Below are 26,562 nucleotides of genomic sequence, written 5' to 3'. Positions count from 1 at the left end.
GCAAGCTGCGGTGCTCGACCACTCGCGTCACAAGCCTCGTCCGAGCGGTCATGACCCTGCATTTGGCCAGCTCAGACCGATGATGGAAAAGGCTCCGTGTCGTGAAAGGACAGAAAAGTGTTGAACCGGGTAAAGCGAGTTTCGGCGGGTCTGGCCCTGATCGCGGTGGCGGCGACCGGAACTGTAGCGGTCACCGCAGGCTCCGCCTCGGCAGCCGCTCAATACACCTATGTCAATGACTTCGTACGCGAATTCAGCCCGCAGACGGACCCCAACAGCCCCGTTACCCCCCAGGGCCTCTGCTTGGAAGCTAAGCAGACCTACAACATGTCTGTATACGGCAACGTCAACGGCGGTGGTGATCAGTACTACTACTGCGCCACGCGATCCGACGGCGGAGAGAATATGTGGTGGCGGCACAGGGTGTAAGCGGTAGGCGGGGTCGGTAGCTGCACCCTGCGCCAGGCCTACCGCCGGCTCGTTACCGACGGCCTGATTCCACACACCCCGCCCCACATGGCGTCCGTGCCGGCCTCGCCCCATACTTTCTGGCCCTGGCGGTAGGACTGAAGGTGAGACGTGAGAGGGTGCGAGGCGTGAGTGAGACACCGTCGAACACCCTGCAATACCGCTTTGACGGGCCAGAAGACGCCCCCGTCCTGATCCTCGGTCCCTCACTGGGTACCACCTGGCACATGTGGGACCGCCAGGTCCCCGAGCTGGTGCGGCAGTGGAGGGTCTTCCGGTTCGATCTGCCGGGGCACGGCGGCGCCCCCGCCCACCCGGCCGGTTCGGTCGGCGACCTCACTGCACGGCTGCTGGCCACGCTGGACGGCCTCGGCGTGCACCGCTTCGGGTACGCCGGCTGCGCGCTCGGCGGCGCGGTCGGCGTCGAGCTGGCCCTGCGCCACCCCGAGCGCCTCGCCTCCCTCGCGCTGATCGCCGCCTCGCCGCGCTTCGGGACCGCCGACGAGTTCCGCCAGCGCGGTGTGATCGTCCGTACCAACGGCCTGGACCCCATCGCCCGCAGCTCGCCCGACCGGTGGTTCACCGGCGGGTTCGCCGCCGCGCAGCCCGCGATCACCGAGTGGGCCGTGCAGATGGTCCGCACCACCGACCCCGGCTGCTACATCGCCGCCTGCGAGGCGCTCGCCTCCTTCGACGTCCGCCCGGAACTGGGCCGCGTGGGCGTGCCCACCCTGGTGCTGGTCGGCTCCGAAGATCAGGTCACCGGCCCCGCCGAGGCCCGTACCCTGGTCGCCGGCATCCCCGACTCCCGCCTCGCCGTCGTCCCCGGCGCCTCCCACCTGGTGCCGGTCGAGCAGCCCGCCGCCGTCACCGACCTCCTGGTACGGCACTTCGGTACGGCCTGGCAGCCCGCCGCCGACGCCACCGGCCAGACCGTCATGCCCGCCGTCCCGCCCAGGCCCGCCACGGTCCCCGTACCGCAGCAGTCCGCGCCGGTCGCCGAGATCGCCCCGCCCGCCGCCCCGCCGCGCGCCCAGGGCCGACCCGACCGGTACGAGACCGGCATGCGGGTCCGCCGCGAGGTGCTCGGCGACGCGCACGTCGACCGGGTGCTGGCCGAGGCCGGCGACTTCTCCGGCGACTTCCAGGAACTGCTCACCCGGTACGCCTGGGGCGAGGTCTGGGACCGGCCCGGCCTGGACCGCCGTACCCGGAGCTGCGTCACCCTCGCCGCGCTGATCGCCGGCGGCCACCTGGAGGAACTGGCCCCGCACCTGCGGGCCGCGCTGCGCAACGGGCTCACCCCGGACGACATCAAGGAAGTGCTCCTCCAGACGGCCGTCTACTGCGGGGTGCCGGCGGCCGGCCGCGCGTTCCGCGTCGCCCAGCAGGTCGTCCTGGAGGAAACCACCCCCTCCGAGTGACCCGTGCGGACCCCGGGGCCAGGATGGAGACATGAAGCTCACGAAGATGTCCCACGCCTGCGTCCGCCTGGAGAAGGACGGACGGACCCTCGTCCTCGACCCCGGGGGCTTCACCGAGGAGGACGCCGCGCTCGGCGCGGACGCCGTCCTCGTCACCCACGAGCACCCCGACCACTTCGACGAGTCCCGGCTGCGCGCCGCCATGGAGGCCGACCCGGGCACCGAGATCTGGACGCTGCGGGCGGTCGCGGAGCAGCTCTCGGCCGCGTTCCCGGGCCGGGTGCACACCGTCGGCCACGGCGACACCTTCACCGCCGCCGGCTTCGACGTCCAGGTCCACGGCGAGCTGCACGCCGTGATCCACCCGGACATCCCGCGGATCACCAACGTCGGCTACCTGATCGACGGCGGCAAGGTCTTCCACCCCGGCGACGCCCTCACCGTCCCCGGCAGCCCGGTCGAGACGCTGATGCTGCCCGTGATGGCCCCCTGGAACAAGATCTCCGAGGTCATCGAGTACGTCCGCGAGGTCCGGCCGCACCGCGCCTACGACATCCACGACGCCCTCCTCACCGATCTCGCCCGCCCGGTCTACGACCGCCAGATCGGCGCGCTCGGCGGCGGCGCGGAGCACCTGCGCCTGGCACCGGGGGAGTCCGCACAGGTCTGAGACGGCGTTGTCGGTGCCGCCGGGTAGGTTGTGGGACATGCGTATCGCGACCTGGAACGTGAACTCGATCACCGCCCGTCTGCCGAGGCTGCTGGCCTGGCTGGAGAGCAGCGGCACCGATGTGCTCTGCCTCCAGGAGGCCAAGGTCGCCGAGGACCAGTTCCCGTTCGACGCGCTGCGCGACCAGGGCTACGAGGCCGCCGTCCACGCCACCGGCCGGTGGAACGGGGTGGCGGTGATCAGCCGCGTCGGCCTCGAAGACGTGGTCAAGGGCCTGCCCGGCGACCCCGGCTACGAGGGTGTGCGGGAGCCCCGCGCGGTCTCCGCCACCTGCGGCCCGGTCCGCGTCTGGTCGGTGTACGTGCCCAACGGCCGCGAGGTGGACCACCCGCACTACGCGTACAAGCTCCAGTGGTTCGAGGCGCTGCGCGCCGCCGTCGCCGGCGACGCCGCGGGCGGCCGTCCGTTCGCGGTGCTGGGCGATTACAACGTGGCGCCGACGGACGACGACGTCTACGACCGCGCCGCCTTCGAGGGCGCCACCCACGTCACCCCCGCCGAGCGCGCCGCCCTCACCGGCCTGCGCGAGGCCGGCCTCGCCGACGTGGTCCCGCGCCCCCTGAAGTACGACCACCCGTTCACGTACTGGGACTACCGCCAGCTCGGCTTCCCCAAGAACCGCGGCATGCGCATCGACCTGGTGTACGGCAACGAGCCGTTCGCGAAGGCCGTCACCGACGCCTACGTGGACCGCGAGGAGCGCAAGGGCAAGGGCGCCTCCGACCACGCGCCCGTCGTCGTGGACCTCGACATCTAGGGCCTGTCGTCCGGATCAGCCCGCGGACGCGGGGCCCGGCACGCACATCCGCGGCGTTGCCGTCGGTTGTCGACGCTCCGCGCTGCCGCCCTCCTCCGCCTCGCATCCGCACGCACCAGGGCCCGCTCACCGGCATGAGAAGGCGCGGCAGACTCCCTGCGACCTGATCCGAACGACAGGCCCTGGAACGGCGGCCGGAGGTTCACGACCGGGAGTCCGCCGTCGTGGACCCCGGCGTCCGGGCCAGCAGCCGCAGGTCCACCGACCGTGCCAGGGCCGCGAGGCCCGTGTCGCCGGGGTGCAGGTGGTCGCCGCTGTCGTAGGCGGGCCGCATCCGGGCCGGGTCGGCCGGGTCGCGCAGCACGGCGTCGAAGTCGAGCACGGCGTCGAAGGCCCCGGAGGCCCGAATCCAGGCGTTGACCTCGGCCCGCTCGGCGTCCACGGCGGCCGTGCACCTCGACCGGCCCCCGCACGGCAGGACCGTCGCCCCGAGCATCCTGAGCCCGCCGGCCCGCCCCCGGTCGGCGAGGGCGCGCAGGCCCGCGATCACGCGCCGCGCGTCGGTGCCCGCCAGCAGGTCGTTGACGCCCTCGAACACCACGGCCGTCCGCGCCGAGGTCTGGGCGAGGACATCGCGGTCGAAGCGGTTCAGGGCGCTCACCCCGGCCTGGTCGGCCGAGACCCCGTCGCCGGGATAGCGGTCGGCGACCACGCGGTTGCCGGAGACGCCGTGGTTGAGCACCCCGTAGCGCGGCACCGCGTCCTGCGCCCGCAGACGCCGGGCCAGTACATCGGGCCACCGCCGGTCGGCGTCCACGGTCGACCGGTCGCCGTCGGTGATCGAGTCCCCGAGCAGTACCACCGACCCGGGCCCGCCCCCGACGTCCACCCCGGCCAGCAGCGGCCAGCTCGTCAGGGCCGGGGTGTACGGCGCGCCCGAGGCGTCCGCCGTGTGATCACCCGCCCCGCTCAGATACGACCGCTGCACCGCGAGCCGGTGCACGGGCGCCGCCGCCACCCGCCGGGGCAGATGGAAACTCACCAGCAGGTCCGCACCGGCCGGGACGGCGAAGCGCAGCGGGTCGCTGTACGCCTGCGCCCCCGCCGGGATCTCCACCCCGCTTCCGCCGCCGAACGACAGCGCCACCGGCCGGCCCCGCGCCGCCGCGCCGGACGCCCGTACCGCCACGGTCGCGGCGCCGATCCGTACCGGCGCCGCCGCGAAGGTGTTGTCGAACCGCACCCGTACCCGGGACCCGCCGGCCGAGGTGTGCACCACCAGCCGCAGCGTCCGGTCCGCCCACGGTCCCACCGCCGGATACCCGGACGTCGACGCCGCCCAGCTCCCCGTCCAGCCCCGCGAGGAGTCCCGTACCGACACCGCGAACACGTGCAGACCGGCCGCGTGCGGCAGGCGCACCCCGGCCACCTCGCGTCCGGGCGCGACGGGCACCGTCACCGCGTACAGCCGGGCCCGCTCGGTGAGCCGGCCGGACGGGGTGTTGATGTGCGGCAGGGCGACGGCCTTGGTGGCGAGCGGGCCGGTGCGCCAGTGCGGGGCGGTCAGCGTGTACGCCGAGCGGCCGCCGTCCGCGTACACCACCTCGCCCCGGCCGCCGGCCTCGGTGCCGGAGGTGCCCGCTACCAGGAACGCCAGGGCGTCACCGCGCCCGGCGAGGCGGACCGTCTGCCCGGCGGCCCGCACGTTGTCCGGCTCGCCCGGACGCCGGGCCGGCCAGGTCAGCCGGGCCCCCGCACGGTGAGGACGCGGCCCGGGGTCCAGCCCGCGGCGGTCAGGTCCCGCGCCGACAGCGAGGCGCCCGCGCCGTCGAAGCCGGCCTCGCCCGGACGGGCGTCGGCACTGACCGCCGTGTTGTCGAAGTACCGCTCCAGCGGAAGCCCCACCGCGGGCCGCGCCCCGGCGGCCGGGCGCTCGGCGTCCCGCCCCGCGGCGGCCGGCGCGGGGGCACCCGGGCCGAGCAGCGTCAGCAGCGCCAGCGTGAGCGCACCACCACGGACCCACCGGAGCACCCCGGTTCCTCCCCTTCGACGGACAGCCGCACCGAGAAGCTAGAAAGAGCCGCGTAAAGGGTCAACACGCCATGCCGCAACGGCCGGTGAACCCGTCGAGAAGCCAAGGCCCGCGCGCCTGTGGTGCGTACGGCGGTACGAATGACAGGCTGAGGGTATGAAGATCCCCTTCCTGGGCAGGCGGCGCGAGGACCCCGGGGCACTGGACCCGGAGGGCATCGCCGATCTGCTCGCCGAGTGCGAACTGCTCCGCTCCCAGGCCACCCAGGAGGGCGTCCGGCTGGACGACTCCCCGGCCTCGCTGGAGGAACTCGACCAGTTGGTGCCGCGCTGGCGGGACGACGAGGAGAACCTGCACCGGCTCGGCAACGACGCCGGTCTCTACCTGGGCACCGTCATCGTCCGGACCGTGCCCGGGGCCGCCTGGCGGTTGTGGCCGGACGGCCATCCGGTCGTCCGGCTCGACTCCGGCCGGGAGTTCGACGTCGTCGCCTCGGGACAGGAGTGGGCGGCCAGCGGCGCGCCCGAACTGTCCCAGGTGTACGCGGAGGTCGCGGAGTACTGACGCAAGATGCACCGACGCGAGATGTGCTGACGCGCGGTGCACTGGCGGACCGGGCACTGGCGTACGATCTACTGGCGTGCGGCGGCGGCGCGGTACGACGGTCCTACAACACCGGCCGTAAATACGGCTTATGCCCGGAAAGTGCGTGTCGGGTGTGAGGCGTCACCCGCGCTCGATACGTTGCGGCAGCCAGGACGCGGCTGATCGACAGGGCAGCCGCGAGCCCCCCACCGACCCGGACCCGCCCGGCGCCGGCCGCAGATCACTCCTCCTGCCGGGGGAGAAGGTCAGCTTGCGCCGGCGGGTGGGGTGCGGACCCTCCACGGCCCCGCGGGTGCGGCGCCCTCCTGGATCACGGTCCGGCCTGTTCCCCGCGGCTCGCTGAGAAACAATCACCTCGCGGGCGCCGGGGGAGTCGCAACACGGCCGGGCCGAGTGGGTTTCCGATTCTCCCTTCGGTCGGGTTGCGGGTCGCCGCGAATCGGCTCGCGCCCGCGGAGCGTTCACGTTCGGTCGCGTATTCATCGAAAAACCCATGGGGCCGGTCCCGCACCGGCTCGGGAACCCCGGCTGTCACACGCTCTTCTGCGCATACGGCAACCAGGCCCACGCATTCCCCACCAGCTCACTCACGCACGGCTAATGACCCTGAACCCAAAGCGTCCCGGATCGATATGAGTACACACATGCCCGCGCACGGAAAGATGCAACGCGTGCAACACGGAAACTGAATTGCGCTGGCATGACCGTCCTATCTCTTGAGCACGATTCACCTCGGCATACGGACCGGACTGACTTTTCGAACAAGTGAGAGGGCGCCCATGCCGAACCCGATCCGCACCGGAGACCGGAACCGTCAGACAAAAGATCACATGAGTTCGAAGGATCTGCTCATGTGGCGCCTGGAGAAGGACCCGAGGGTACATCCCGTCATCGTGCTGCTGGTGGTCCTCGACGACACGGTGGACCTTTCGGCCCTGTACGCGTGGCACCGGCAGGCCGCTCATTTCGTGCCGCGGATGGCGGGCAGGGTGGTCACCCCGAGGAACCCGTTCGCAGCTCCCTACTGGGTGTCCGACGAACTGTTCGACCCGGCCCAGCACATCCGACGCCTCACTCTCGAAGGCAAGGGAACGGAGAAGGACCTTTTCGCGCTGGTGGAGTCATTGACGCCGCTGCCGTTCGTGCCCCGTCGCGCCCCTTGGGACGCCTACCTCATCGACGGGCTGGAGGGCGGACGTACCGCCTACCTGCTCAAGATCTCCCACACCATCGTGGACGGCATGCGCCTGCGGGACATGTTCCTGCGGCAGCCTCCCACTGTGGTACCTCCTGCCGCGGTGACCGACGCGGCGAGGCCGGCGGAAGGGAGTGCGACCACCGCGACGGCGAGGCCGGCGCGTCGGACGGGGCGCACGCGGCGCACGTCCAGGGTCCGGCGCTGGGGCGCCTGGGCCCGTCTGGCGGCGGAGATCACCCAGCAGGTGGTGCACCGTCCTCAGTTGCCCCCGGCGCACGGTGACGGGGTGAGCCGTCGGTACACCGGCCTGGACGTGCCGGTGGCGGCGCTGCGTGCCGCCGGCGCCGAAGGCGGGGGCAACGAGCAGGACGCGCTCGTCGCGGCCGTCACCGCCGGCTGCCACCGCTATTACCGCTCTGCCGGGGTCGACCGCCCCAAGTTCTACACCCTGGCCCCCTACGCCCGAGCGCCGTTGACCCGCCAGGACCCGAACCCCGTCGGCAACCACTGGTTCGTCATCCGCATGGGCCTGCCCGCGGCCGGCGCGTGGACCGACCGGGTGCGCGCTGCCCGCCGGGGCGCGATCCGCGCCTACCACCCCAACGCACCGGACTGGTTCGGCGCCGGCGCCCAGGCGATCCGGGTCGCTCCGGGGGCCTGGTTCCCCTCCGTGTTCCACCGCTTCTGTGCCACGTTCGACTTCCTCAGCACCAGCATCCCCGGCCCGAGACGAGCGGCGGTGCTCGCCGGGACGCCCGTGGCGAAGGTGTACGGCATCGCTCCCACCCTGGGCAGCGGAGCCACCGTGACGACCGTCACCTATGCCGGCCGCTGCCACCTCACCCTGACCGTCGACCCGTCGGTCGTTCCGGACCCGGACGGGTTGGCCCAGCACATCCGGCGGAGCGTCATGGAGGCGGTCGGCCTCGACGAGTCCCCGGGGGCCGCTGCCGCGGGCACCGACCGACCGGTGTCGGGAGGTCCCGCTCGCGCCGCGGACTGACGTCCGGTCCGCGGCGGACCACACCACCCGCCGCGACGGTACCCGGCGGGACGGCTGTGGCGATCACCGCCGGCACGTCCCGGGTGACACGTCGCCGGCACGTCCCGGGTGACACGTCCGAGCGGCGGCCGCCGGGCACGACAGCGGGACACCCGACCATCGCGAACCGGCGCGCAGTGGCCGGCCCGCCCCGCGCGGGGCGACTCCGCCCGGTTCCCGCCCGCACCACCTCGCAACCTGACAGGGAGGCATCATGCCCGGGAAACGCCCTGCCAACGCGTCACTGCGCGCGCTGCTCGCCGAGGCCGAGTGGACGGAAGAACAACTGGCACGGAAAGTGAACGAGATCGCCGTGGAAAACGGTGAGCAGGCTCGCTACGACCGGTCCTCGGTGTCCCGCTGGCTCAGCGGTACGGTGCCGCACTCCCGGCGCAGGCAGTTCGTCATCGAGGCGCTCAGCCGCCGGTTGCGCCGTTCCCTGGGCCCCGCCGACGCCGGCTGGCCGCCGGAGCCGGAACAGGAGGCGGTGCCCAGCGACCCGCTGGCTCGCCTCGAACCGTTGCTGGAGTCCCGCTCCCTCCTCACCGGCGAGTTCACCTACCGGGTCTTTCCGCCACCGGTGGCGCCCGTCCTCGGCGACGCCGCGGACGCCCCTTCCCGCCTGGCGCCCGAGGATTCGATCTCGCGGACGCTGAACGACGCGGTGTCCTTCTTCGCCCAGGCGGCCGACGTGGGAGGGTGGCGGGCCCGGACCGCTCTGGCGGCCTACGTGCGCCACGAAGCCATACCGTCCATACGCGTCAGCGGCCCGACCGCGGGGCCACGCCTGGCCGACACGGCCCGGCTCGTCCACCTGCTCGCCCGCATAGCCCAGGACGACGACGCCAGCGGGCTGGCGCAGCGCTACTACCATGCCGCCGCCGATCTCGCGGTCGCGGCCGGCGACAGCGTCACGTACGCCACCGTGCTGCGCGCCATCAGTGCCCAGGCCTCACTTCTGGGGCACCGACGGCATGCTCTGCGAGTTGCCGAACGTGCCCGGGAGGCGATGGACGCGAGTGCCCCGGCCGGGGTCCGCGCCTACGTCCTCACCCAACTCGCGGTGTCCCAGGCCCTCCTCGGGGAAGCGCGGCGCGCCTACGACAATCTCGGCCTGGCCGAGCGTGCGTACGGGGAAGGACACGCGTCGGAGCACGAGCACATCCCGCCCGCGTTCAGCACGTACACCGAAGCGTCGTTCCGGTATCAGAAGGCCCAGGTCCTCGTGGCGGACGGGCGCCGGTCGCTCGCCGTCACCGAGTTGCTCCACTGCCTCCGGCAACGGCCCCTGGGCAGCGGCCAGGCAGCCGCCCAGACCCAGCTTCTCCTCACCCGGCTGCTGTTGCGGGAGAAACGGATCGACGAGGCCTGCGGCAGTTGCCGGCAGTTGCTGGAGTTGCCACACCTGATGCGCTCGCGTCGGCAGCGGCGGGGACTGGCCGAGCTGCGGAGGGAGTTCCGGTCCTTCGCGGCCTTACCGTCCGTACGGGATCTGCTGAGCACCGCGGAACTCGGCCACGCACCTCCGGCTCCCCTGCACCGGAGCCGCACCTGAACTCCTGTCGTGGAGGACCGGTCGCGGGCGACGGCGAAGGAAATACAACTCATGCAACAGGATGACCGCGGCCCGACGGCATGGCAGTGGCACTTTCTGAGTACTTTCGTTCTGAGGCGCATCCGTCGAATCGGAGTGCCGAAAGGGTGATGAGGGACCCATGCCGACCCGGCCTTTCCCTCCCCACCGAACCACGGGAAAAGCATCGCGTGAGCCCGCTGGATCGACTCACGCGGAGCATGGAAACCGACGCTCCATCCCACTCACTCGAAGAAGGGCATGTCATGAGCTCTCGACGACGCGGCCGACGCACCCCGGTCACCCGTTTCCTGGACGAGGTGATCGACAGCGCACGGGATCTGACCGATGACGTCCTCGACCGGATGAGCGATTCGGAACGGGACATGCGGCGCGGCATCGTCCGCCTGGTGCGGGTCGACGGTCGACGACGTCGGCGTTCGCGCAGGTGGGACGACGACCGCAGGGAGCGCGGTGAGTCCGCTCGGCGGGACGACCGGAGGGACGAGCGACCCGCCATCGACTCCGACGACGACCGCGACCGCAGCGCTCCGAGCGGCGCGTCCGCCGGCGCGTCCATCCGTGCGTCCGGTGGTGTGTCCGGCGCGTGAGCCCCGGCATGTGCCACCGCACGTAGACCGCAGGAGCACCCCGGGCGGGATGGGGAGGCCCGTCCGGGGTCCGCGCCGAGAAGGAGGAGCACGGTGAGTGGTATGGCTGTCGGACTCGGACGGTGTACCGGTGTGCCGGTGTACGGCCGGCCGTCGTGAGTGCCGGGCGGTTACGGCTGCTCACCCGGGTCACCGGCGAGCTGCTGAGGCGCGAGATCACCGAACGGAGGTCCGCGGGCAACGTCGAGGAAGCCGCCAGGAGACGCGCGATCGCGGTGCGGGAGGCGTTCGAGCGGCTCGGGCCGCTGTACATGAAGGTGGGGCAGATCCTGTCGACCCGTCCGGACATCGTCCCGCCGGTGCTGGCCGAGGAATTGGAGAAGCTGCACGACCAGGCGGAGGTCCTGCCCTTCGCGGCCATGGAGCCCGTACTGGCGGCGGATCTGGGACCGGCGTGGCGCAGCCGTTTCGCCTACCTCGATGCGGCCCGCCCGCTGGGCGCGGCCTCACTGGCCCAGGTGTACGGCGGCCGGTTGCGCGGCGGTGAGGACGTGGTCGTCAAGGTGCAGCGTCCCGGGATCGCACCGGTGATGAACGCCGATATGCGGCTGCTGCGCCGGGCGACCAAACGCCTCGCGCGTTGCGCCCCGCACTTCAGCGAAACGGTGGATCTGCCGGCCATGCTCGCCGTGGTGTTCGACGCCATCCGTCCCGAACTCGATTTCCGGGCGGAAGCGCGGAACATGGACACGGCTCGCAAGCACGTGCACGGCTTCGGCAGTCTGAGCGTGCCCGATGTGCTGCACGCCACCGAGAGAGTGATGATCCAGACCTTCGCCCCCGGAGTGAACATCCGCGACGCCGACCACACCGCGTTCAAGGACGACGACCGCGAAGCGATCGGCCGGGACCTCCTCGCTTTCATGCTGCGCGGGTACTTCGAGAGGCGCTTCTTCCACGCGGACCCGCATCCCGGGAACATCCTGGTGGACCCGGAACACGGTGCCGCGGTCATCGACTGGGGTTCGATCGGTCAGATCGATCGCCACACGAGCATGCAACTGATGCTCGTCCTGCTGAGCGTCTCGCAGAATGACGGGCAGGGTGCCGCTCGCGCCTGGACGGCCATGGGCAAAGCCACACCACGGGCCGACCTGCCCGGATTCAGCGCGGACATCAGTCTGCTGACGCCCCAGGTGTTCGCAGCGACGATGGAGGAGCTGAATTTCGGCAGCCTGTTCGCGGCGGTGCTGCAGCGCAGCACGAGGAGAGGAATCGCGACCAACCCCATCGTCTCGGTGCTCGGTAAGTCCTTCGCGAACATCGACGGGTCCGTGCGCTACTTCACGCCGGAGATCTCCGTGATCGACGTGTTCGTCGAAGTGCTCGGCCAGATCGTGCATTCCCTGGTCGAAGAGGCGACCTCCGAGATCCAGCTCACCCGCACGCTGCTGGAAGGACTCACGTCGGCCAGCGCCGTGCCCGCTCAGTTGCAGGACATCGTGCGTGACATGGCCAACCGGGAGACCACGCTCAGGTCCTTCAACCGTTACGACGAATCGAGATCGATCAGCATACGGACGAAGCAGTTGGCACCGCTCGTCGCGGTCTATCTGCTGTGGCGCGGACGGAGGACGAGGTGACCGGTCCCGATCACGCGCGGGAAGTGAGCCGGCAGCACGTGCGCCCCACTCGACCGCTCGCCCCCGGCGCCGCCCAACGGCCGGGGAGCGGCTCCCGCCCGCCGCAGGACGTACGACTGCTGAGTCTGGTTCCCCCCGCGTACCGGTCTCTGATACTCGACTCCACTCCGCCCACGCCGGCGCAGCGCTGGCTGGCCGACCGCACCCAGGACCTGCCCGCTCCCGGGCCGGTACTGATACCGCACGGGGAGGCGACGCTCCTGACGCTGCTCGCGGCCTCGTGCAACGCCCGGCGCATCGTGGAAGTGGGGACGTTCACCGGTTACGCGACACTCGCGCTGGCCATGGGTGTCCCTCCTGGCGGCCAGGTCGTCAGTTGGGAAGACGTTCCCGACTGGGCGCTGATCGCCACGGAGGCGTGGACCAGGGCCGGAGTCACCGACCGCATCGACTTCCATGGCAGGTGTCCCGGGAGTGCTGACTACCGCGGTGCGCGGGATACCGGGCCCGCACCACGCCGCGGCGCCGAGGAGGACCGGAGGCTGGACCTCGTGGTCGTGGATTCGGGGCGGGTCGAGTACCACACGTACTGGGACCTGCTCGTTCCCCATGTGCGGCCGGGTGGGATCTTCGTGGTGCGCTTCGCGCGCCCTCCGGCTCCCGGCCCCGCAACCTTGTCACTCCAGGACGTGGTGAGCCGGGTACGGGGCGACGATCGGATGCAGGACATGTCACTGCCGTACGCGCGAGGGCTCGTCGTGGCGCGCAAGCTGAGTGACGAAGACGTCATGTCCGAATTCGCCGGGACGGATCGGAGCGACGGGCCGGCGGACTGAACACGATGTGACGAGGAGGAGGCCCCCTGCGGGCACACCGATGAACTCCCTCGACGCCGGGAGGCGACAATGTTCTTCCGTGGACGCGGCCTGACGTTCTGGCTCCTCTTCACCACCTTCTTGTACCTCGTCGCCACGCGCCCCGTGGACACGGCGGACGCCCTCATTGCCGCGGTGCTCGCGACGATACGTTTCCTGCGTTCCGTCGGACATTTCTTCGACGCCCTGAGGACGTAGTCGGCTCCGCTCATGTGCCCGTCGGAGACCCTCATGCTCCGGGGAAGGAACCCATGATCATCGGTAAGGTCGTCGTCGGCCTCCTGGCGGCTGCCACTGGTCTGATCGCCGCGTTGACCTACTCGCTCCAGCACCCGAGGCCCGGCGCCACCGTGCACATCACCGTGCCGACGGCGGCGGCCTCGCCCGTTCCGTCGTCCGCGCGCACGGCCAGCGCGCCCTCGTCGGTTCCCCCGGCCCTCCGCGCGGCGCCACCTCCCGCCGTCACCCGCCGGGTGACCGTGTCTCCCACTCCCTGGGCGCCGGCCCGGTCCACGCTCGCCACGCCGCCGCCCGGCCGGCCTTCCGCCTCCCCCTGCGTCAGCCCTTCTCCCACGGAGTCCGCACCGGAGGACCCGGCACCACCACGAACCCTTCCGCGGGCACCCACCGCGACGGCCGACGCCGGTCCAGGCGGCCTGCCGCCCGGCACCCTCGGTCCTTCCCCGCACTCGTCACCCTCGCCACCGGCCGAGACGGAAACCCCCTCACCGTCACCGCGTCCCGCGTCGTCGGCACCCCTTACCCACGAGCCGCTCCCCGGCCGGCACGACACACCAGCCGTGCCCCCCACCGAAGCGACGCGCCCGCTCCCGGCTCCGGAGCCCTCCGGCTGCCGGCCGTGACGGCCCACCCCACCCGTAGTCACTCGGTCACCCGAGAGGATGCCATGACCAACCCGCCGGCACGTATCACCCGTGGGCGCCTGCTTTCCGTCGTCGGCGCCCACGCCGTGCGCCTTCTGCCCGCACGCCCCCGACGGCAACTGCTGGGCCGTGCCCCCTGTCACTTCGCGGCCAAACTGTCCTTCGGGGACCTGCACCGGTTCCTGGAGACCGGAGGGCCCGCCGTCTCCTACGTACTGGACACCTCCGACCCCGTAGGCGTGTTACGCACCTACCCCGAGCTGGCCGACGTCACCGTACAGGAGGTGCGCCTGGGGCCGGGACGACCGCCCGCCCGCCTCTACACCGGCCCCGACACCTCGCCCCGCAGTGCCCTCGTCTGGACTCACGGCGGAGCTTTCGTCAGCGGCACGCTGGATGCCAACGAGTCGCACTGGGTCGCCCTCAGCCTGGCCGCACGCGGCCATCCGGTGCTCGCCGTCGACTACCGCAAAGCCCTGCACGGGGTGCGTCATCCGCTGCCCGGCGACGACATGGCGGCCGGCTGGTCATGGGCCGCGGGGCGCGCCGCCGACATCTTCGGCCTACCGCCCCACCGCCTCCACCTGGGAGGCGCGAGCGCCGGCGCCAACCTCGCCGCCTGCGTCGTCCGCCGCCTCCTCGACGACGGCTCCCCCCTGCCGGCCTCCCTGCTGCTCGCCTACCCCATACTTCACAGCAGCCTCTTCCCATGGAACCCCGCCGACCTCGCCGTCGTGCGCCGGGCCGCGGGCAACCTGTACTTCTCCCCGGACGTCATAGCCGACGCCTGCCTGAACTACGCCGGCGCCGACTTCCTCACCGACCATCGGGCCTTCCCCGGTGAGGCACCCGTCGACGAGAAGCACCCGCCGACCCTCGTGCTGACCTGCGAGCACGACTCCCTGCGCACCTCGGGTGAACTCTACGTCGAGGAGCTGCGGGCCGTGGGTGTCACCACCGTCCACCACCGCATCCCCGGCGCCCGGCACGGCTGCCTCGCCCGGCCCGCCACTCCTCAGGCACGCCAGGCGGCCGACCAGCTCGTCGCCTGGCTGAACCAAATGTGACGGCTCACCCGCGCCGGAGCTGTCACAACCCCGCACAGCCACCCGCCCGTGGCTCCCGCCCCCGAAGGAGACCCGCACCTGTCCCATCGCCGATCGGCCGTCGCTGATCCCATCACCTGACATCCGAGAGGACGTCGCGTCTCATGCCGTCCGACAGCAGCCCCTACGAGACCCGACGAAGGACTCCCCTTCGGTATCGATCTGCAATTCCCCCCGGATCACTGAGCGGCAGCGGAACCGCACCAGCCCCGAAAGAGAGGAGAAGGGACCTCGCCGGAAACGAAGGACTACGTCCTGGTGGTCGGGGCGGAAGTGCGTACGGGAGTCCACGTCGAAGGTGCGCATCTCGAAGCCGAGCGCCGTGTAGACGCCGGCGTAGTCCCAGCCCGGAGTGGAGGCGATGACGGCGGCCTTGCGCCCGGCAGTTGCCCGGCTGTCCTCCCACAGGAGCCGTCCGAAGTGGAACATGGCGTTGCGGGTGCTGTTCTGGGAAACCGCCACCTCATAGTCCCTTCCCGGCGCTGCGACGGCTTCGAGATGATGAGTGCCGGTGATGTACGTGCGCAGGATGGGTCGATGACCTCCTCCGGCGCGCGGCGGGACACCGAGGGATCGCCGGCGACACGTGGGAGGCGCAGAGGGCATCGGCGTACCGCTGGTGCCGCGGCGCCAGGCGAGGCGGTGTCGCCAGGTCGTGCAGCCCGTGGGCGGTGATGTCGCACACGACCTGGGCGAGCCGCCGCAGGGCCTGGGCGGCGAAGGCGTCGTGGCAGACGGCCGTACGCCGGACCCGGAAGAACGCGTCGATGATGTCGGCCTCGGCTTCGGTGGGCCGCCGGCCGGCCTGCCGACCGGCTTGTCGAAGCAGAGAATGCCCGGTGGGCACGAGTCGGCCCGCGACGGCCATGTGCACATGGCGGTTGAGTCCGACCGCCGCGGTGAGCGGAGCCAGGAACGCCGCGGAATGGGTGGCCCGCGCGTTCCGCAGCAAGCCGGGGAGGACGGCGTGGTCGCGGTGCCATTCGCCGCTGAGCGCGGGGTGCCAGGCGGCCATGTCGGCCCGTACCGTCATCGCGTAGCGCTCGGCCGAGCAGCTTCCCGTGTACTGGAGGAGCAGGGTGTAGAGGTCGTACAACCGCGTTGCCCGGTCGACCACCTCGGCGGCGGGAACACGGGCGAGGTCCGCCAGGGCGCGGCCGGTCAGCCTCCAGACGACGAACGCCAGGTGGTGACCGACCAGCCAGCGACGGCGGATGCGGTCGTCGGGGTCGTCGGGCGCCGACAGCCAGGGCGGCACTGTGCCCCCGGCGGCCAGGGTCAGGGACCGCAGGTCGCTCTCGATGTACTGAGCGGCGCGGTCGCAGGTGTCGGCGAGGCAACGGCGGCAGGGGACGAATTCCTCGTCCGGCATGGGCAGCACCAGCACCGTTGCCTCGCCGGTGCCGGCCGGACCCGGGCGCCGGGGCGGGACGGTCCGCCCGGGACGACCGGTGGTCGCGTCGCCCATCAGCGGGGTCCGTTCCCGGTGCCGTCGGGGAGGGCAACGACGTGCCGCCGGCCGGACCCGGGTACCGGCGCGGGCGGTGGCCCGCCGGGCGATCGGGATTCCTCTGCGGTCGAGGGCATGGAGCGGTCTCCTTCACAAGACGACGTCGCGGACCACCCGGCAGGTCCACGCGAGCGATGGTGACCTCGCATCGGAGCGCCCGGAAGCCTTCGCGTACTGACATCCTGTTCGGGGCGCCACCACCCCGGAACCCCCACAGGTCCGCCACGACGTTGTACGTGTTGTACGTTCGTCTCCTCCGGCGGGCTGCCCCGGTCGGCCCGTCGGGTGACCGTGTGCCGGGCGACGCCCCGGGGCCGTTCCGCGGCCTTCAGGTCCAGCTCGGCGACGGCCCGTCGGACTCCCCGTACGGCACCGGCCGGCCGGTGAAGGCGTCCAGGAGGATGCGGCCGGCGAGGGGCTCTCGTAGCTCGACCCCTACGCTCTCTTCCAGCAATGCGGCGGTGCAGGGGCCGCTCCGCGCCCCGGCGACCGAGGCGTACAGCACCACGCTCTCGTCCGTCTCCACGGCCTTCACGACGGGGCCGTCGTCGCAGGCTCCGTGGGTGGCCCTCACCGTGAGGGACCGGCCGTCCCCCGCGATCCCGGCGAGCCGGGCGAGGCGTTCGAGGCCGCCGGCGGACCCTGGTCCGGCCTGGGTGATCGGCGGTGCGGGAAGTTGCGACGGGACCGCCGCGACGCGCTCCAGGGGAGTGTCGTAGCCCTCCAGCGTGAACAGCCAAGCGGGTACGGTCGCCGTGCCGCGGCTCGTGGTGATCGTCGTCTCGCCGAGCCTCACTCCCGTCACGGTCAGACGGGGCCCCTCGCTGTCGCCGCGGGCGAACGACCGGTACGCCTTCCGGGCTCCCCACAGGGGACGGGACAGCGTGCCTCCGCTCTTCCAGACCACCTTGCCGTGCCCGGCGGAAGCCGTCGGCAGGTCGGTGCGCAGGGCGAAGTTCTCGCGTTCGTAGGCTTGCTCGTCCGCCTTGCCGCGCCAACCGGATCGCGGTATCCGCACCGCGTCGGCCATCGGGTAGTAGCCCTCGCTCCACGCGGCGGCGGACGCGGAACCCCGCCAGGCGTCGGCCACTTGACGGGCGCGCCCCTCCTGTTGCCGCTGCTGGAGCGACCGGGCGTGGCCGTCGCCGGCGTGCGGGCCGCCGCCGCAACCGGTCAGGAGGCAGGCACCCAGCAGGAGGGCGAGGAGCAGGCCGACAGGGTGTTTCGCTCGCACGTCCATACAGTTCCCTCGCACGGTTGCCGACGCGGTCCCCACCTTCGACGCGGAGGAGGCCCCGCGGGTTCACCCGGCGGTACGGGTGGGCCGGCCCAGCGCGGCGCCGCCGTCCGCGGCGGTGGCACCCGGGACGATGGAGCGCACGTCGTCGGTCGGAGCGCGGGCGGAGGCGGGCACTCGTCCGGTACGCCCCTGACGAGGTCATGACGATGAACTAAGCTGCCCGGACGGCCTGTTCCCTGGAGGTGCGGATGCGTCGCCCTGTCTCACGGAAGCTGACGGTTCTGGCGGTCTCGGCCGCCATCGTGTCGGTGGGCGCGGCCGCGCCACCCGCCACCGACGCGCCACCCGCCGCGCCGCGCGGGCCGGCCGGCAAGGTCCCGGTCGCCACCGGCTACGGCGGCGCGGTCGCCAGCGTCGACGCGGACGCCTCCGCCGCCGGCATCGAGGTGCTGCGCAAGGGCGGCAACGCCGTGGACGCGGCCGTCGCCACCGCCGCCGCGCTCGGCGTCACCGAGCCCTACTCCGCCGGCGTCGGCGGGGGCGGCTACTTCGTGTACTACGACGCCGAGTCCCGTACCGTGCGCACCCTCGACGGCCGGGAGACCGCGCCGCTCACCGCCGACTCCGGGCTGTTCCTGGAGGACGGCAAGCCGATCCCGTTCGCCGACGCGGTCAGCAGCGGCCTGGCCGTCGGCACCCCGGGCACGCCCGCCACCTGGGACAAAGCCCTGGACCTGTGGGGCAGCCGGTCACTGGGCACGCTGCTGAAACCGGCCGAGAGGCTGGCCCGCGACGGCTTCACCGTCGACGAGACCTTCCGGTCGCAGACCGCCGCCAACGAGACCCGGTTCCGCTACTTCCCCGACACCGCCGAGCTGTTCCTGCCGGGCGGCCGGCTCCCGGCCGTCGGCTCCACGTTCAAGAACCCCGACCTGGCCCGCACCTACCGCGAACTCGGCCGCGAGGGCGTCGACGCGCTCTACCGGGGCGACCTCGGCCAGGACATCGTCGACACCGTCAACAAGCCGCCCGTGGACCCCGGCTCGGGCTGGAACGCCCGCCCCGGCGACCTCTCCGCCAAGGACCTCGCGGCCTACCGCGCCAAGCTGCAGCTTCCCACCAGCACCTCCTACCGGGGCCTGGGCGTGTACTCCATCGCCCCGTCCTCCTCCGGCGGCACCACGGTCGGCGAGGCCCTCAACATCCTGGAGCGCACCGACCTCTCCGAGGCCGGCAAGGCCCAGTACCTGCACCGCTTCATCGAGGCCAGCCGCATCGCCTTCGCCGACCGGGGGCGCTGGGTCGGCGACCCCGCCTTCGAGGACGTACCGACGAAGGAACTGCTCTCCCAGCGGTACGCCGACTCGCGCGAGTGCCTGATCCGCGACGACGCCGCGCTCACCAGCCCCCTCGCGCCCGGCGACCCGCGGCACCCGGCGTCCTGCGCGGGCGCTGGGACGGCGGCGCCGACGACGTACGAAGGGGAGAACACCACGCATCTGACGGTGGCCGACAAGTGGGGCAACGTCGTCGCCTACACGCTCACCATCGAGCAGACCGGCGGCAGCGGCATCACCGTGCCCGGCCGGGGCTTCCTGCTCAACAACGAGCTGACCGACTTCTCCTTCGCCCCGGCGAACCCGGCGGTCCACGACCCGAACCTGCCCGGCCCCGGCAAGCGGCCCCGCTCCTCCATCGCGCCCACCATCGTGCTGGACCGGCACGCCAAGCCGGTCGTCGCGGTCGGCTCGCCCGGCGGCGCGACCATCATCACCACCGTGCTGCAGACCCTCACCGGGTTCCTCGACCGGGGGCTGCCCCTGGTCGACGCGATCGCCGCGCCGCGCGCCAGTCAGCGCAACGCCGCGCAGACGGAGCTGGAGCCCGGCCTGTACGACAGTGATCTGCGCCGGCGACTGGAGGCGCTCGGGCACTCCTTCAAGCTCAATCCCGAGATCGGCGCCGCGACCGGGGTGCAGCGGTTGCCGGACGGGAAGTGGCTGGCCGCGGCGGAGACGGTACGGCGCGGCGGCGGCTCGGCGATGGTGGTGCGGCCCGCCCGGTGAGCCGCACCGTGCGGCGCCGTCGCGACGTGCCGCGCCCACCCGGCGGTGCCGCATCACACGACCCGGCCCCGCGCCCCTAGGGGACGGTCGCGACCGGCGTCCGGAAGACCAGGTGTCCGCTCTCGACGTCCACCGTCACCCGGCCGCCCTGGGACACGCGGCCGTCCAGGAGGAGGCGGGACAGCTCGTTGTCCACCTCGCGCTGGACGGTGCGGCGCAGCGGGCGGGCGCCGTACTCGGGCTGGTAGCCGCGTTCGGCGAGCCAGTCCACGGCGGCGTCGGTGAAGTCCACCGTGATGCCCTGGGCGGCGACCATCCGCCGGGTCTGGTCCAGCAGCAGGCTGGTGATCTGCCGCAACTGCTCGCCGCTGAGCTGGCGGAAGACCACGATCTCGTCGATGCGGTTGAGGAACTCCGGCCGGAAGTGCTCGCGCAGCGGACGCAGCACCTGCTCGCGCCGGGCCTCCTCGTCCGCCTCGGCGCCGCCCGGCCCGAAGCCCAGGGTCGCGCCCCGGCGGGTGATCACGTCCGAGCCGAGGTTGCTGGTCATCACCACGACCGTGTTGGTGAAGTCGACCGTGCGGCCCTGGGAGTCGGTGAGCCGCCCGTCGTCGAGGACCTGGAGCAGGATGTTGAACACGTCCGGGTGCGCCTTCTCCACCTCGTCCAGCAGGAGCAGCGAGTACGGGTGGCGGCGGACCACCTCGGTGAGCTGCCCGGCCTCCTCGTGCCCGACGTACCCGGGCGGGGCGCCGACCAGCCGTGAGACGGTGTGCCGTTCCTGGTACTCGCTCATGTCGAGGCGGACCATGCGGTCCTCGCTGCCGAACAGGGCCTCGGCCAGCGCGCGGGCCAGCTCGGTCTTGCCGACGCCGGTCGGGCCGAGGAAGAGGAAGCTGCCGATCGGCCGGTCGGCGCTGGACAGCCCGGCCCGGGAACGCAGTACGGCGTCCGAGACGACCCGGACGGCCTCGTCCTGCCCGACCACCCGTTCGTGCAGGTGGCCCTCCAGGCCGAGCAGGCGGTCCTTCTCCTCCTGGGTGAGGCTGGCCACCGGGATGCCGGTCTGCCGGGACACCACCTCGGCGATCGACTCCTGGCCGACGACCAGGTTCTGCCCCTCGTCGGCCTGCCCGTCGCCGCCCTGCTCGGAGATCCGCTGCTTCAGTTCGGTGATCCGGTCCCGCAGCCGCATGGCCTCCTCGTACTGCTCGTCGGCGACCGCCTGGTCCTTGTCCCGGACCAACTGCTCGGCCTCGCGCTCCATGGCCCGTACGTCCGTGCCCTTGGTCCGGGCCCGCAGCCGCACCCGGGCGCCGGCCTGGTCGATCAGGTCGATCGCCTTGTCCGGCAGGCGCCGGTCGGTCAGATAGCGGTCGGACAGCTCCACGGCCGCCACCAGCGCCTCGTCGGTGTAGCGGACCTGGTGGTGGGCCTCGTACCGGTCGCGCAGACCGCGCAGGATCTCGATGGTGTCGCCGGTGCTCGGCTCGGGCACCAGGATCGGCTGGAAGCGGCGGGCGAGGGCCGCGTCCTTCTCGATCCGGCGGTACTCCTCCAGGGTGGTGGCACCGACGATGTGCAGCTCGCCGCGGGCGAGGGCGGGCTTGAGGATGTTGCCCGCGTCCATCGAACCGGACTCCCCGCCGCCGCCCGCGCCGACCACCGTGTGCAGCTCGTCGATGAAGATGATCAGGTGGTCGGAGTTGGCGCGGATCTCCCCGACGATGGTGTTCAGCCGCTCCTCGAAGTCGCCCCGGTAACGGGTGCCCGCCACCACACCGGTCAGGTCGAGGGCCACCACACGCCGCCCGATCAGTATGTCCGGCACGTCCCCGTCGGTGATCCGCTGGGCGAGGCCCTCCACGATGGCGGTCTTGCCGACGCCCGCGTCACCGATGAGCACCGGGTTGTTCTTGCCCCGCCGGGAGAGCACCTCGACGGTCTGCTCGATCTCGTCGTCCCGGCCGATCACCGGGTCGATCCGGCCCTGGTGGGCGAGGTCGGTGAGGTCGCGGCCGTACTTGTCCAGGGTCGGGGTGTTGGAGGTCCGCTGGGCCTCGGGGCGGCCCTGCCCGGCCTCCTGGGCCTCCGACGGCAGGCCCGAGGGCGCGAACCGGGCGGCGTTCAGGATGTGCCCGGCGGCCGAGTCCGGATTGGCGGCCAGGGCGCTGAGCACGTGCTCGGGGCCGATGTACCCGGTGCCGGAGGCGCGGGCCAGCTCGTGCGCGTCCAGCAGGGCCCGTTTGACGGCGGGCGTCAGGGAGAGCGAGGTCGGCGGCGGGGCGTCGTCGGGGCTGTGCTGCGCCGGGCCGGTCCGCTCGTCGATCTGCGAGGCGAGCGAGTCGGGGTCGGCGCCGGCCCGGCTCAGCAGGCTCCGGGTCGGTTCCTTGGACAGCGCCGCCCGCAGCAGGTGCTCGGTGTCCAGGTCCCGGCTGCCGTGCTCGGCGGCGTACTGGGCGGCGCCCCGCACCAGCTCCCGGGCCGGCTGGCTGAGCAGCCGGCCGATGTCGATCCGGCGGGGACCCTGGCGCGGGCCGCCGAAGAAGCGGGCGAAGAACTCTGCGAAGGGGTCGTAGTCCCCCGGTCCGGTGAAGCCGCTGGTCATGGCCTTCCCATCCGGCGTCCCGCGCCGGTCCGGGACGCCCTCGCTGATCGACGTGCCAAGGTCGGGTGACCCGGGGCGGAGCCGGTCGGGCACCCCCGGGGCGCGCTCCTGACCACCTTGGCACGATCGATCCACGCGGGCATCCGCAGCGCCCGCGGAGGGGTATGGCCGGTGGGCGCGGGCGTCCGCAGCGCCCGCGGAGGGGCGCGGGCGTCGGGTGCGCCTGTCGAGGGAGCATGGACGGCGGTCGTGAGCATCGAGCGGCGCTCGCCGAGGAGTGCGGGCCGGCGCCGGGCGCCCCGAGGACGCTCGCCGAAAACTCTTCGTAGCCGCGCTGTAACACGGCTGGTGTTCCCTACCGACCGGACCGGATGCTCCAGTGGGTGGGAGTCGAACGATGGCCGTGGAACAACTGCCGGGCCGCGTACGGGAGTTCGCGCACTACCTGACGGATCTGCTGGACCGCCTCGACCAGGGCGACGGCTGGTGCGGGGTGTTCTGGCAGCGCGACCCCGACGGGATGCGGGCCTGCCTCGGCGGGCGCGAGGTGCCGCCCTGGGACGTGGTGGAGGCGCTGCTGCGGGACCTCGCCGCCCGGTACGCGCCCGCGACGGCCGCCGCGGAGGCGGAGCGGGCCCGCGCCCTGCACGACGCCGCGCTCGCCGCCCACGACGCCCTTCCCGGCGTCCGGGACGCCCTCGGGGACCGGCTCGACGCGATGCTCCGCGAGCAGCGGTACGCCGCCGACCGGCAGGCCGCGCTGAGCCGTCGCCTCGCCGCCGCGACCACCCGCGCGGAGGCCGACGCCCTCCGCCTCGACCTCGCCTGGGCCCGCGACGACCACACCCGCGCGACGGCCCGCTGCGCGGAACTCCGGGGGCGCTTGGCCCGGCTGGGCGGGCGCGGCGGCGTGGGCGCCCCTGCCGGGGACGGGTACGGCGGCGAGGACGCCCTCGCCGGCGGCTCCGAAGGCTCCGGAGGCTTACGCGTTGCCGACGCCGACGCCGACGCCGACGCCGACGCCGACGCCGCGGGCACGCGCGGCGCGCGGGACGCGTACGGCGACCAGCCGGCGCCCGCGCGAACGCGCCCCGGCGCGCGCTCCTCCGACATACCCGCGCCCGCGCACACACCCGCCCCCGCCCCCCGCCCGACCACGCACAGCAAACCCCGCAGGCGCCCCCGGGGCAGTGCCCGCTTCGCCGGGATGGCGCCCGACGAGGGGGACGCCCCCATGGCCGTACCGCCCGCCGACGCACCACCCCCCGCCGTACCGCCCGCCGGGGCGCGCGCCCCGCGCGGGGCGCGTTTCGCCGGGGCGGCGGACGGCACACCCGAGCCGCCCGTCCCGGCGGAGCCGGTGAGCGACGACGGCCGGGCGGCGGTCGCCCGTACCGTCGCCCGACTGGCCGGGCTGCGCCGGGCCGGACGCACCGGTGAGGCGCACGCCCTGCTGGCCGAGGCCGCGCACTGGCCTCCCGCCCGTCTCCCGCTGCTCGCCGCCGCGCTGCGCGAGGCCGGACTCGGCGCCGACTGGGCGACCCTGCTGTGGGAGGCGGCGTCGCTGCCCGCCGGACGCCTGGTCGCCGCCGCCGACGCGCTCGCCGCGGCCGGGCACGGCGCCGACGGCGAGCAGATCCTGCGCCACGGCACCGCCCGCCCCGCCGCCGAGATCGGACACGGCGTGCTCGGCCTGGTCACCGAGGGCCGCGACCGCGAGGCCCGGGTGCTGCTCGACGCCTACGTCCGGGGCCGCACCGCGGAGGAGGCCGCGCGCAGCGCCGCACCCGACCCGCCGCGTCTCGTACCGCTGTTGCTGCGCGCCGCCCGGGGCGTCTCCGAGGAAACCCACTGGGACCTGGTGCACGCGCTCCGGGTGGCCCAACTGGCCACCTGACCTCGGCCGACGGCCGCTCCTCCACCGGAGTGCGAAACGCGTTCGACACCACGGCTCGGCGACGATGGTCTTGGCAAGCCCGTCCGGGAGGCTTACGTTCGTCCCTCTACGCCCTGCTCTACGGGCGTAGAGGCTCTGACGTCGCGTCGAAGGAGCAGCTCATGGCGAACGTCGTACGTGCCGCTCTGGTGCAGGCGACCTGGACCGGCGACACCGAGTCCATGGTGGCGAAACACGAGGAGCACGCCCGCGAGGCCGCCCGCCGGGGAGCGAAGATCATCGGCTTCCAGGAGGTCTTCAACAGCCCCTACTTCTGCCAGGTCCAGGACCCCGGGCACTACCGCTGGGCCGAGCCGGTCCCCGACGGGCCGACCGTCCGCCGGATGCGGGAGCTGGCCCGCGAGACCGGCATGGTGGTCGTCGCCCCGGTCTTCGAGGTGGAGCGGTCCGGCTTCTACTACAACACCGCTGTCGTCATCGACGCCGACGGCACCGTCCTGGGCACCTACCGCAAGCACCACATCCCGCAGGTCGAGGGATTCTGGGAGAAGTACTACTTCCGGCCCGGCAACCTCGGCTGGCCGGTCTTCGACACGGCCGTGGGCAAGGTCGGCGTCTACATCTGCTACGACCGGCACTTCCCCGAGGGATGGCGGCAACTCGGCCTCAACGGCGCGCAGTTGGTCTACAACCCGTCCGCCACCCACCGCGGCCTCTCGGCCCACCTGTGGAAGCTGGAGCAGCCCGCGGCGGCCGTCGCCAACGAGTACTTCGTCGCCGCGATCAACCGGGTGGGCCAGGAGGAGTACGGCGACAACGACTTCTACGGCACCTCGTACTTCGTCGACCCGCGCGGCCGGTTCGTCGGCGACCCGGCCAGTGACAGCGAGGAGGAACTCCTCGTCCGCGACCTCGACTTCGGCCTCGTCGAGGAGGTGCGGCGGCAGTGGGCGTTCTACCGCGACCGCCGCCCCGACGCCTACGAAGGGCTGGTGCGGCCGTGACCCACGACCTGCTGGGCCGGCACCGGGCGGTGCTGCCCGACTGGCTCGCCCTGTACTACGAGGAGCCGCTGGAGATCACCCGCGGCGAGGGCCGGCACGTCTGGGACGCGGCCGGCAACAAGTACCTCGACTTCTTCGGCGGCATCCTCACCACCATGACCGCGCACGCCCTGCCCGAGGTCGGCAAGGCGGTCGCCGAGCAGGCCGGACGGCTGCTGCACTCCTCGACCCTCTACCTGAACCGGCCGATGGTCGACCTCGCCGAGCGCATCGCCCAGGTGAGCGGCATCCCCGACGCCCGGGTCTTCTTCACCACCTCCGGCACCGAGGCCAACGACACCGCCCTGCTGCTGGCGACCACGTACCGGCGCGGCAACACCGTGCTGGCGATGCGCAACAGCTACCACGGCCGCTCCTTCGGCACCGTCGGCCTCACCGGCAACCGAGGCTGGTCCCCGACCTCCCTGTCCCCGCTCCAGACCCTGTACGTGCACGGCGGCGTCCGCACCCGCGGCCCGTACGCGCACCTGGACGACCGGGAGTTCATCGCCGCCTGCGTCGAGGACCTGACCGACCTGCTCGGCCACACCCGCCCGCCCGCCGCGCTGATCGCCGAACCCGTGCAGGGCGTCGGCGGGTTCACCTCCCCGCCCGACGGCCTGTACGCCGCCTTCCGCGAGGTGCTGCACGAGCGCGGCGTGCTGTGGATCGCCGACGAGGTGCAGACCGGCTGGGGCCGCACCGGCGACCACTTCTGGGGCTGGCAGGCACACGGCCGCAGCGGCCCGCCGGACATCGTCACCTTCGCCAAGGGCATCGGCAACGGCATGTCCATCGGCGGGGTCATCGCCCGCGCCGAGATCATGAACTGCCTCGACGCCAACAGCATCTCCACCTTCGGCGGCACCCAGGTCACCATGGCCGCCGGCCTCGCCAACCTCACCTACCTGCTGGAACACGACCTCCAGGGCAACGCCCGGCGGGTCGGCGGACTGCTCATCGAGCGGCTGCGGGCCGCCGCCGCCCACGCGCCGCACGTCCGCGAGGTACGCGGCCGGGGGCTGATGATCGGCATCGAGCTGACCCGGCCCGGCACCGACGAGCCCGACCCGGCCGCCGCCTCCGCCGTACTGGAGGAGGCCCGCGCCCGGGGACTGCTGATCGGCAAGGGCGGCGGGCACGGCACCACCGCGCTGCGCATCGCCCCGCCGCTCACCCTCACCGTCGCGGAGGCCGAGCAGGGCGCCGCGATCCTGGAACGCGCCCTGATGAGCCTGTGACCGCCGTG

General features: G+C 72.7%; 21 protein-coding genes and 2 pseudogenes. 17 read left to right on the top strand and 6 right to left on the bottom strand.

Annotated features, from left to right (window positions below):
* The 5 genes and pseudogenes from ACFY32_RS17795 to ACFY32_RS17775 all read left to right on the top strand — a co-directional run.
* Positions 1-83: pseudogene (locus ACFY32_RS17795) on the top strand (IS5/IS1182 family transposase); the annotation flags it as partial.
* Positions 84-117: 34 nt separating this feature from the next.
* Entirely contained in the window at positions 118-429 is a 312-nt protein-coding gene (locus ACFY32_RS17790) for a hypothetical protein (protein WP_359197321.1), read from the top strand.
* Positions 430-596: 167 nt separating this feature from the next.
* Positions 597-1,892, top strand: a complete 1,296-nt coding sequence (gene pcaC, locus ACFY32_RS17785; RefSeq protein WP_359197319.1) for a 4-carboxymuconolactone decarboxylase — start codon at positions 597-599, stop codon at positions 1,890-1,892.
* Positions 1,893-1,923: 31 nt separating this feature from the next.
* Positions 1,924-2,562, top strand: coding sequence for an MBL fold metallo-hydrolase (locus ACFY32_RS17780; RefSeq protein ID WP_359197316.1), 639 nt, complete (start codon positions 1,924-1,926; stop codon positions 2,560-2,562).
* Positions 2,563-2,599: 37 nt separating this feature from the next.
* Positions 2,600-3,379 carry an exodeoxyribonuclease III gene (locus ACFY32_RS17775; protein WP_390674648.1) on the top strand — a complete coding sequence of 260 codons (780 nt, stop codon included), beginning with the start codon at positions 2,600-2,602 and terminating at the stop codon, positions 3,377-3,379.
* A 202-nt stretch (positions 3,380-3,581) separates the two neighbouring features.
* Here ACFY32_RS17775 and ACFY32_RS17770 read toward each other — a convergent pair.
* Positions 3,582-5,410 (bottom strand): annotated as a pseudogene (locus tag ACFY32_RS17770) (SGNH/GDSL hydrolase family protein).
* Between the two features lie 157 nt (positions 5,411-5,567).
* Here ACFY32_RS17770 and ACFY32_RS17765 point away from each other — a divergent pair.
* The 7 genes from ACFY32_RS17765 (at position 5,568) to ACFY32_RS17735 (ending at position 13,157) form a co-directional block, all read left to right on the top strand.
* Entirely contained in the window at positions 5,568-5,975 is a 408-nt protein-coding gene (locus ACFY32_RS17765; protein ID WP_359197308.1) for a DUF6278 family protein, read from the top strand.
* Positions 5,976-6,847: 872 nt separating this feature from the next.
* Positions 6,848-8,218, top strand: a complete 1,371-nt coding sequence (locus ACFY32_RS17760; protein WP_390674647.1) for a wax ester/triacylglycerol synthase domain-containing protein — start codon at positions 6,848-6,850, stop codon at positions 8,216-8,218.
* Between the two features lie 253 nt (positions 8,219-8,471).
* Positions 8,472-9,812 (top strand): hypothetical protein, encoded by a 1,341-nt coding sequence (locus ACFY32_RS17755; RefSeq protein ID WP_390674646.1) that lies wholly within the window; start codon positions 8,472-8,474, stop codon positions 9,810-9,812.
* A 284-nt stretch (positions 9,813-10,096) separates the two neighbouring features.
* Entirely contained in the window at positions 10,097-10,441 is a 345-nt protein-coding gene (locus ACFY32_RS17750) for a hypothetical protein (RefSeq protein WP_390674645.1), read from the top strand.
* Positions 10,442-10,596: 155 nt separating this feature from the next.
* On the top strand, positions 10,597-12,084 hold the full coding sequence (locus tag ACFY32_RS17745; RefSeq protein WP_359197296.1) for an AarF/UbiB family protein: 1,488 nt from the start codon (positions 10,597-10,599) through the stop codon (positions 12,082-12,084).
* Between the two features lie 38 nt (positions 12,085-12,122).
* Positions 12,123-12,920: an O-methyltransferase gene (locus tag ACFY32_RS17740; RefSeq protein WP_390674644.1), complete on the top strand. Its 798-nt coding sequence runs from the start codon at positions 12,123-12,125 to the stop codon at positions 12,918-12,920.
* A 69-nt stretch (positions 12,921-12,989) separates the two neighbouring features.
* Positions 12,990-13,157 (top strand): hypothetical protein, encoded by a 168-nt coding sequence (locus tag ACFY32_RS17735; protein WP_359197290.1) that lies wholly within the window; start codon positions 12,990-12,992, stop codon positions 13,155-13,157.
* Positions 13,158-13,275: 118 nt separating this feature from the next.
* Here the strand turns inward: ACFY32_RS17735 and ACFY32_RS17730 are convergent, their stop codons facing one another.
* The gene (locus tag ACFY32_RS17730; RefSeq protein WP_390674643.1) at positions 13,276-13,533 is read right to left on the bottom strand and encodes a hypothetical protein; all 258 of its coding nucleotides are present in this window, start codon (positions 13,531-13,533) and stop codon (positions 13,276-13,278) included.
* Positions 13,534-13,866: 333 nt separating this feature from the next.
* Here ACFY32_RS17730 and ACFY32_RS17725 point away from each other — a divergent pair, with 333 nt between their 5' ends.
* Positions 13,867-14,910 carry an alpha/beta hydrolase gene (locus tag ACFY32_RS17725; RefSeq protein WP_390674642.1) on the top strand — a complete coding sequence of 348 codons (1,044 nt, stop codon included), beginning with the start codon at positions 13,867-13,869 and terminating at the stop codon, positions 14,908-14,910.
* A 141-nt stretch (positions 14,911-15,051) separates the two neighbouring features.
* On the opposite strand, the gene ACFY32_RS17720 is transcribed toward ACFY32_RS17725, so the two are convergent.
* The 3 genes from ACFY32_RS17720 to ACFY32_RS17710 form a co-directional block, all read right to left on the bottom strand.
* Positions 15,052-15,411: a hypothetical protein gene (locus ACFY32_RS17720; protein ID WP_359197282.1), complete on the bottom strand. Its 360-nt coding sequence runs from the start codon at positions 15,409-15,411 to the stop codon at positions 15,052-15,054.
* Position 15,412: 1 nt separating this feature from the next.
* Positions 15,413-16,417, bottom strand: a complete 1,005-nt coding sequence (locus tag ACFY32_RS17715; protein ID WP_390674641.1) for a hypothetical protein — start codon at positions 16,415-16,417, stop codon at positions 15,413-15,415.
* A gap of 370 nt (positions 16,418-16,787) precedes the next feature.
* Positions 16,788-17,699 carry a hypothetical protein gene (locus tag ACFY32_RS17710; protein ID WP_390674640.1) on the bottom strand — a complete coding sequence of 304 codons (912 nt, stop codon included), beginning with the start codon at positions 17,697-17,699 and terminating at the stop codon, positions 16,788-16,790.
* 248 nt (positions 17,700-17,947) lie between these two features.
* Between ACFY32_RS17710 and ggt the strand changes: the two genes are divergently transcribed.
* The gene (gene ggt / locus ACFY32_RS17705; protein ID WP_390674639.1) at positions 17,948-19,765 is read left to right on the top strand and encodes a gamma-glutamyltransferase; all 1,818 of its coding nucleotides are present in this window, start codon (positions 17,948-17,950) and stop codon (positions 19,763-19,765) included.
* Positions 19,766-19,841: 76 nt separating this feature from the next.
* Here the strand turns inward: ggt and ACFY32_RS17700 are convergent, their stop codons facing one another.
* Positions 19,842-22,373 carry an ATP-dependent Clp protease ATP-binding subunit gene (locus tag ACFY32_RS17700; RefSeq protein ID WP_359197270.1) on the bottom strand — a complete coding sequence of 844 codons (2,532 nt, stop codon included), beginning with the start codon at positions 22,371-22,373 and terminating at the stop codon, positions 19,842-19,844.
* Positions 22,374-22,770: 397 nt separating this feature from the next.
* Here ACFY32_RS17700 and ACFY32_RS17695 point away from each other — a divergent pair, with 397 nt between their 5' ends.
* The 3 genes from ACFY32_RS17695 to ACFY32_RS17685 all read left to right on the top strand — a co-directional run bounded on the left by ACFY32_RS17695 (position 22,771) and on the right by ACFY32_RS17685 (position 26,554).
* Positions 22,771-24,270: a hypothetical protein gene (locus ACFY32_RS17695; RefSeq protein WP_390674638.1), complete on the top strand. Its 1,500-nt coding sequence runs from the start codon at positions 22,771-22,773 to the stop codon at positions 24,268-24,270.
* Between the two features lie 161 nt (positions 24,271-24,431).
* Entirely contained in the window at positions 24,432-25,274 is an 843-nt protein-coding gene (locus ACFY32_RS17690; RefSeq protein WP_359197264.1) for a nitrilase-related carbon-nitrogen hydrolase, read from the top strand.
* Positions 25,271-26,554, top strand: coding sequence for an aspartate aminotransferase family protein (locus tag ACFY32_RS17685; RefSeq protein WP_390674637.1), 1,284 nt, complete (start codon positions 25,271-25,273; stop codon positions 26,552-26,554). Before ACFY32_RS17690 ends, ACFY32_RS17685 begins: the two co-directional genes overlap by 4 nt.
* The last annotated feature ends 8 nt before the right edge of the window (positions 26,555-26,562 follow it).

It is taken from the genome of Streptomyces sp. NPDC000134, assembly GCF_042899225.1.
Lineage (GTDB): Bacteria > Actinomycetota > Actinomycetes > Streptomycetales > Streptomycetaceae > Streptomyces.
Note: the sequence above shows the minus strand (reverse complement) of the source record. Positions and strands in the feature narration are given on the sequence as shown.

What these genes read in the sequence shown, in the direction of transcription:
- ACFY32_RS17715 (WP_390674641.1), bottom strand. Translation starts at nt 16,417, where the DNA reads ATGGGCGACGCGACCACCGGTCGTCCCGGGCGGACCGTCCCGCCCCGG.
- ACFY32_RS17690 (WP_359197264.1), top strand. Translation starts at nt 24,432, where the DNA reads ATGGCGAACGTCGTACGTGCCGCTCTGGTGCAGGCGACCTGGACCGGC.
- ACFY32_RS17735 (WP_359197290.1), top strand. Translation starts at nt 12,990, where the DNA reads ATGTTCTTCCGTGGACGCGGCCTGACGTTCTGGCTCCTCTTCACCACC.
- ACFY32_RS17755 (WP_390674646.1), top strand. Translation starts at nt 8,472, where the DNA reads ATGCCCGGGAAACGCCCTGCCAACGCGTCACTGCGCGCGCTGCTCGCC.
- ggt (WP_390674639.1), top strand. Translation starts at nt 17,948, where the DNA reads ATGCGTCGCCCTGTCTCACGGAAGCTGACGGTTCTGGCGGTCTCGGCC.
- ACFY32_RS17725 (WP_390674642.1), top strand. Translation starts at nt 13,867, where the DNA reads ATGACCAACCCGCCGGCACGTATCACCCGTGGGCGCCTGCTTTCCGTC.
- ACFY32_RS17760 (WP_390674647.1), top strand. Translation starts at nt 6,848, where the DNA reads ATGAGTTCGAAGGATCTGCTCATGTGGCGCCTGGAGAAGGACCCGAGG.
- ACFY32_RS17750 (WP_390674645.1), top strand. Translation starts at nt 10,097, where the DNA reads ATGAGCTCTCGACGACGCGGCCGACGCACCCCGGTCACCCGTTTCCTG.
- ACFY32_RS17765 (WP_359197308.1), top strand. Translation starts at nt 5,568, where the DNA reads ATGAAGATCCCCTTCCTGGGCAGGCGGCGCGAGGACCCCGGGGCACTG.
- ACFY32_RS17700 (WP_359197270.1), bottom strand. Translation starts at nt 22,373, where the DNA reads ATGACCAGCGGCTTCACCGGACCGGGGGACTACGACCCCTTCGCAGAG.
- ACFY32_RS17695 (WP_390674638.1), top strand. Translation starts at nt 22,771, where the DNA reads ATGGCCGTGGAACAACTGCCGGGCCGCGTACGGGAGTTCGCGCACTAC.
- ACFY32_RS17780 (WP_359197316.1), top strand. Translation starts at nt 1,924, where the DNA reads ATGAAGCTCACGAAGATGTCCCACGCCTGCGTCCGCCTGGAGAAGGAC.
- ACFY32_RS17710 (WP_390674640.1), bottom strand. Translation starts at nt 17,699, where the DNA reads ATGGACGTGCGAGCGAAACACCCTGTCGGCCTGCTCCTCGCCCTCCTG.
- ACFY32_RS17775 (WP_390674648.1), top strand. Translation starts at nt 2,600, where the DNA reads ATGCGTATCGCGACCTGGAACGTGAACTCGATCACCGCCCGTCTGCCG.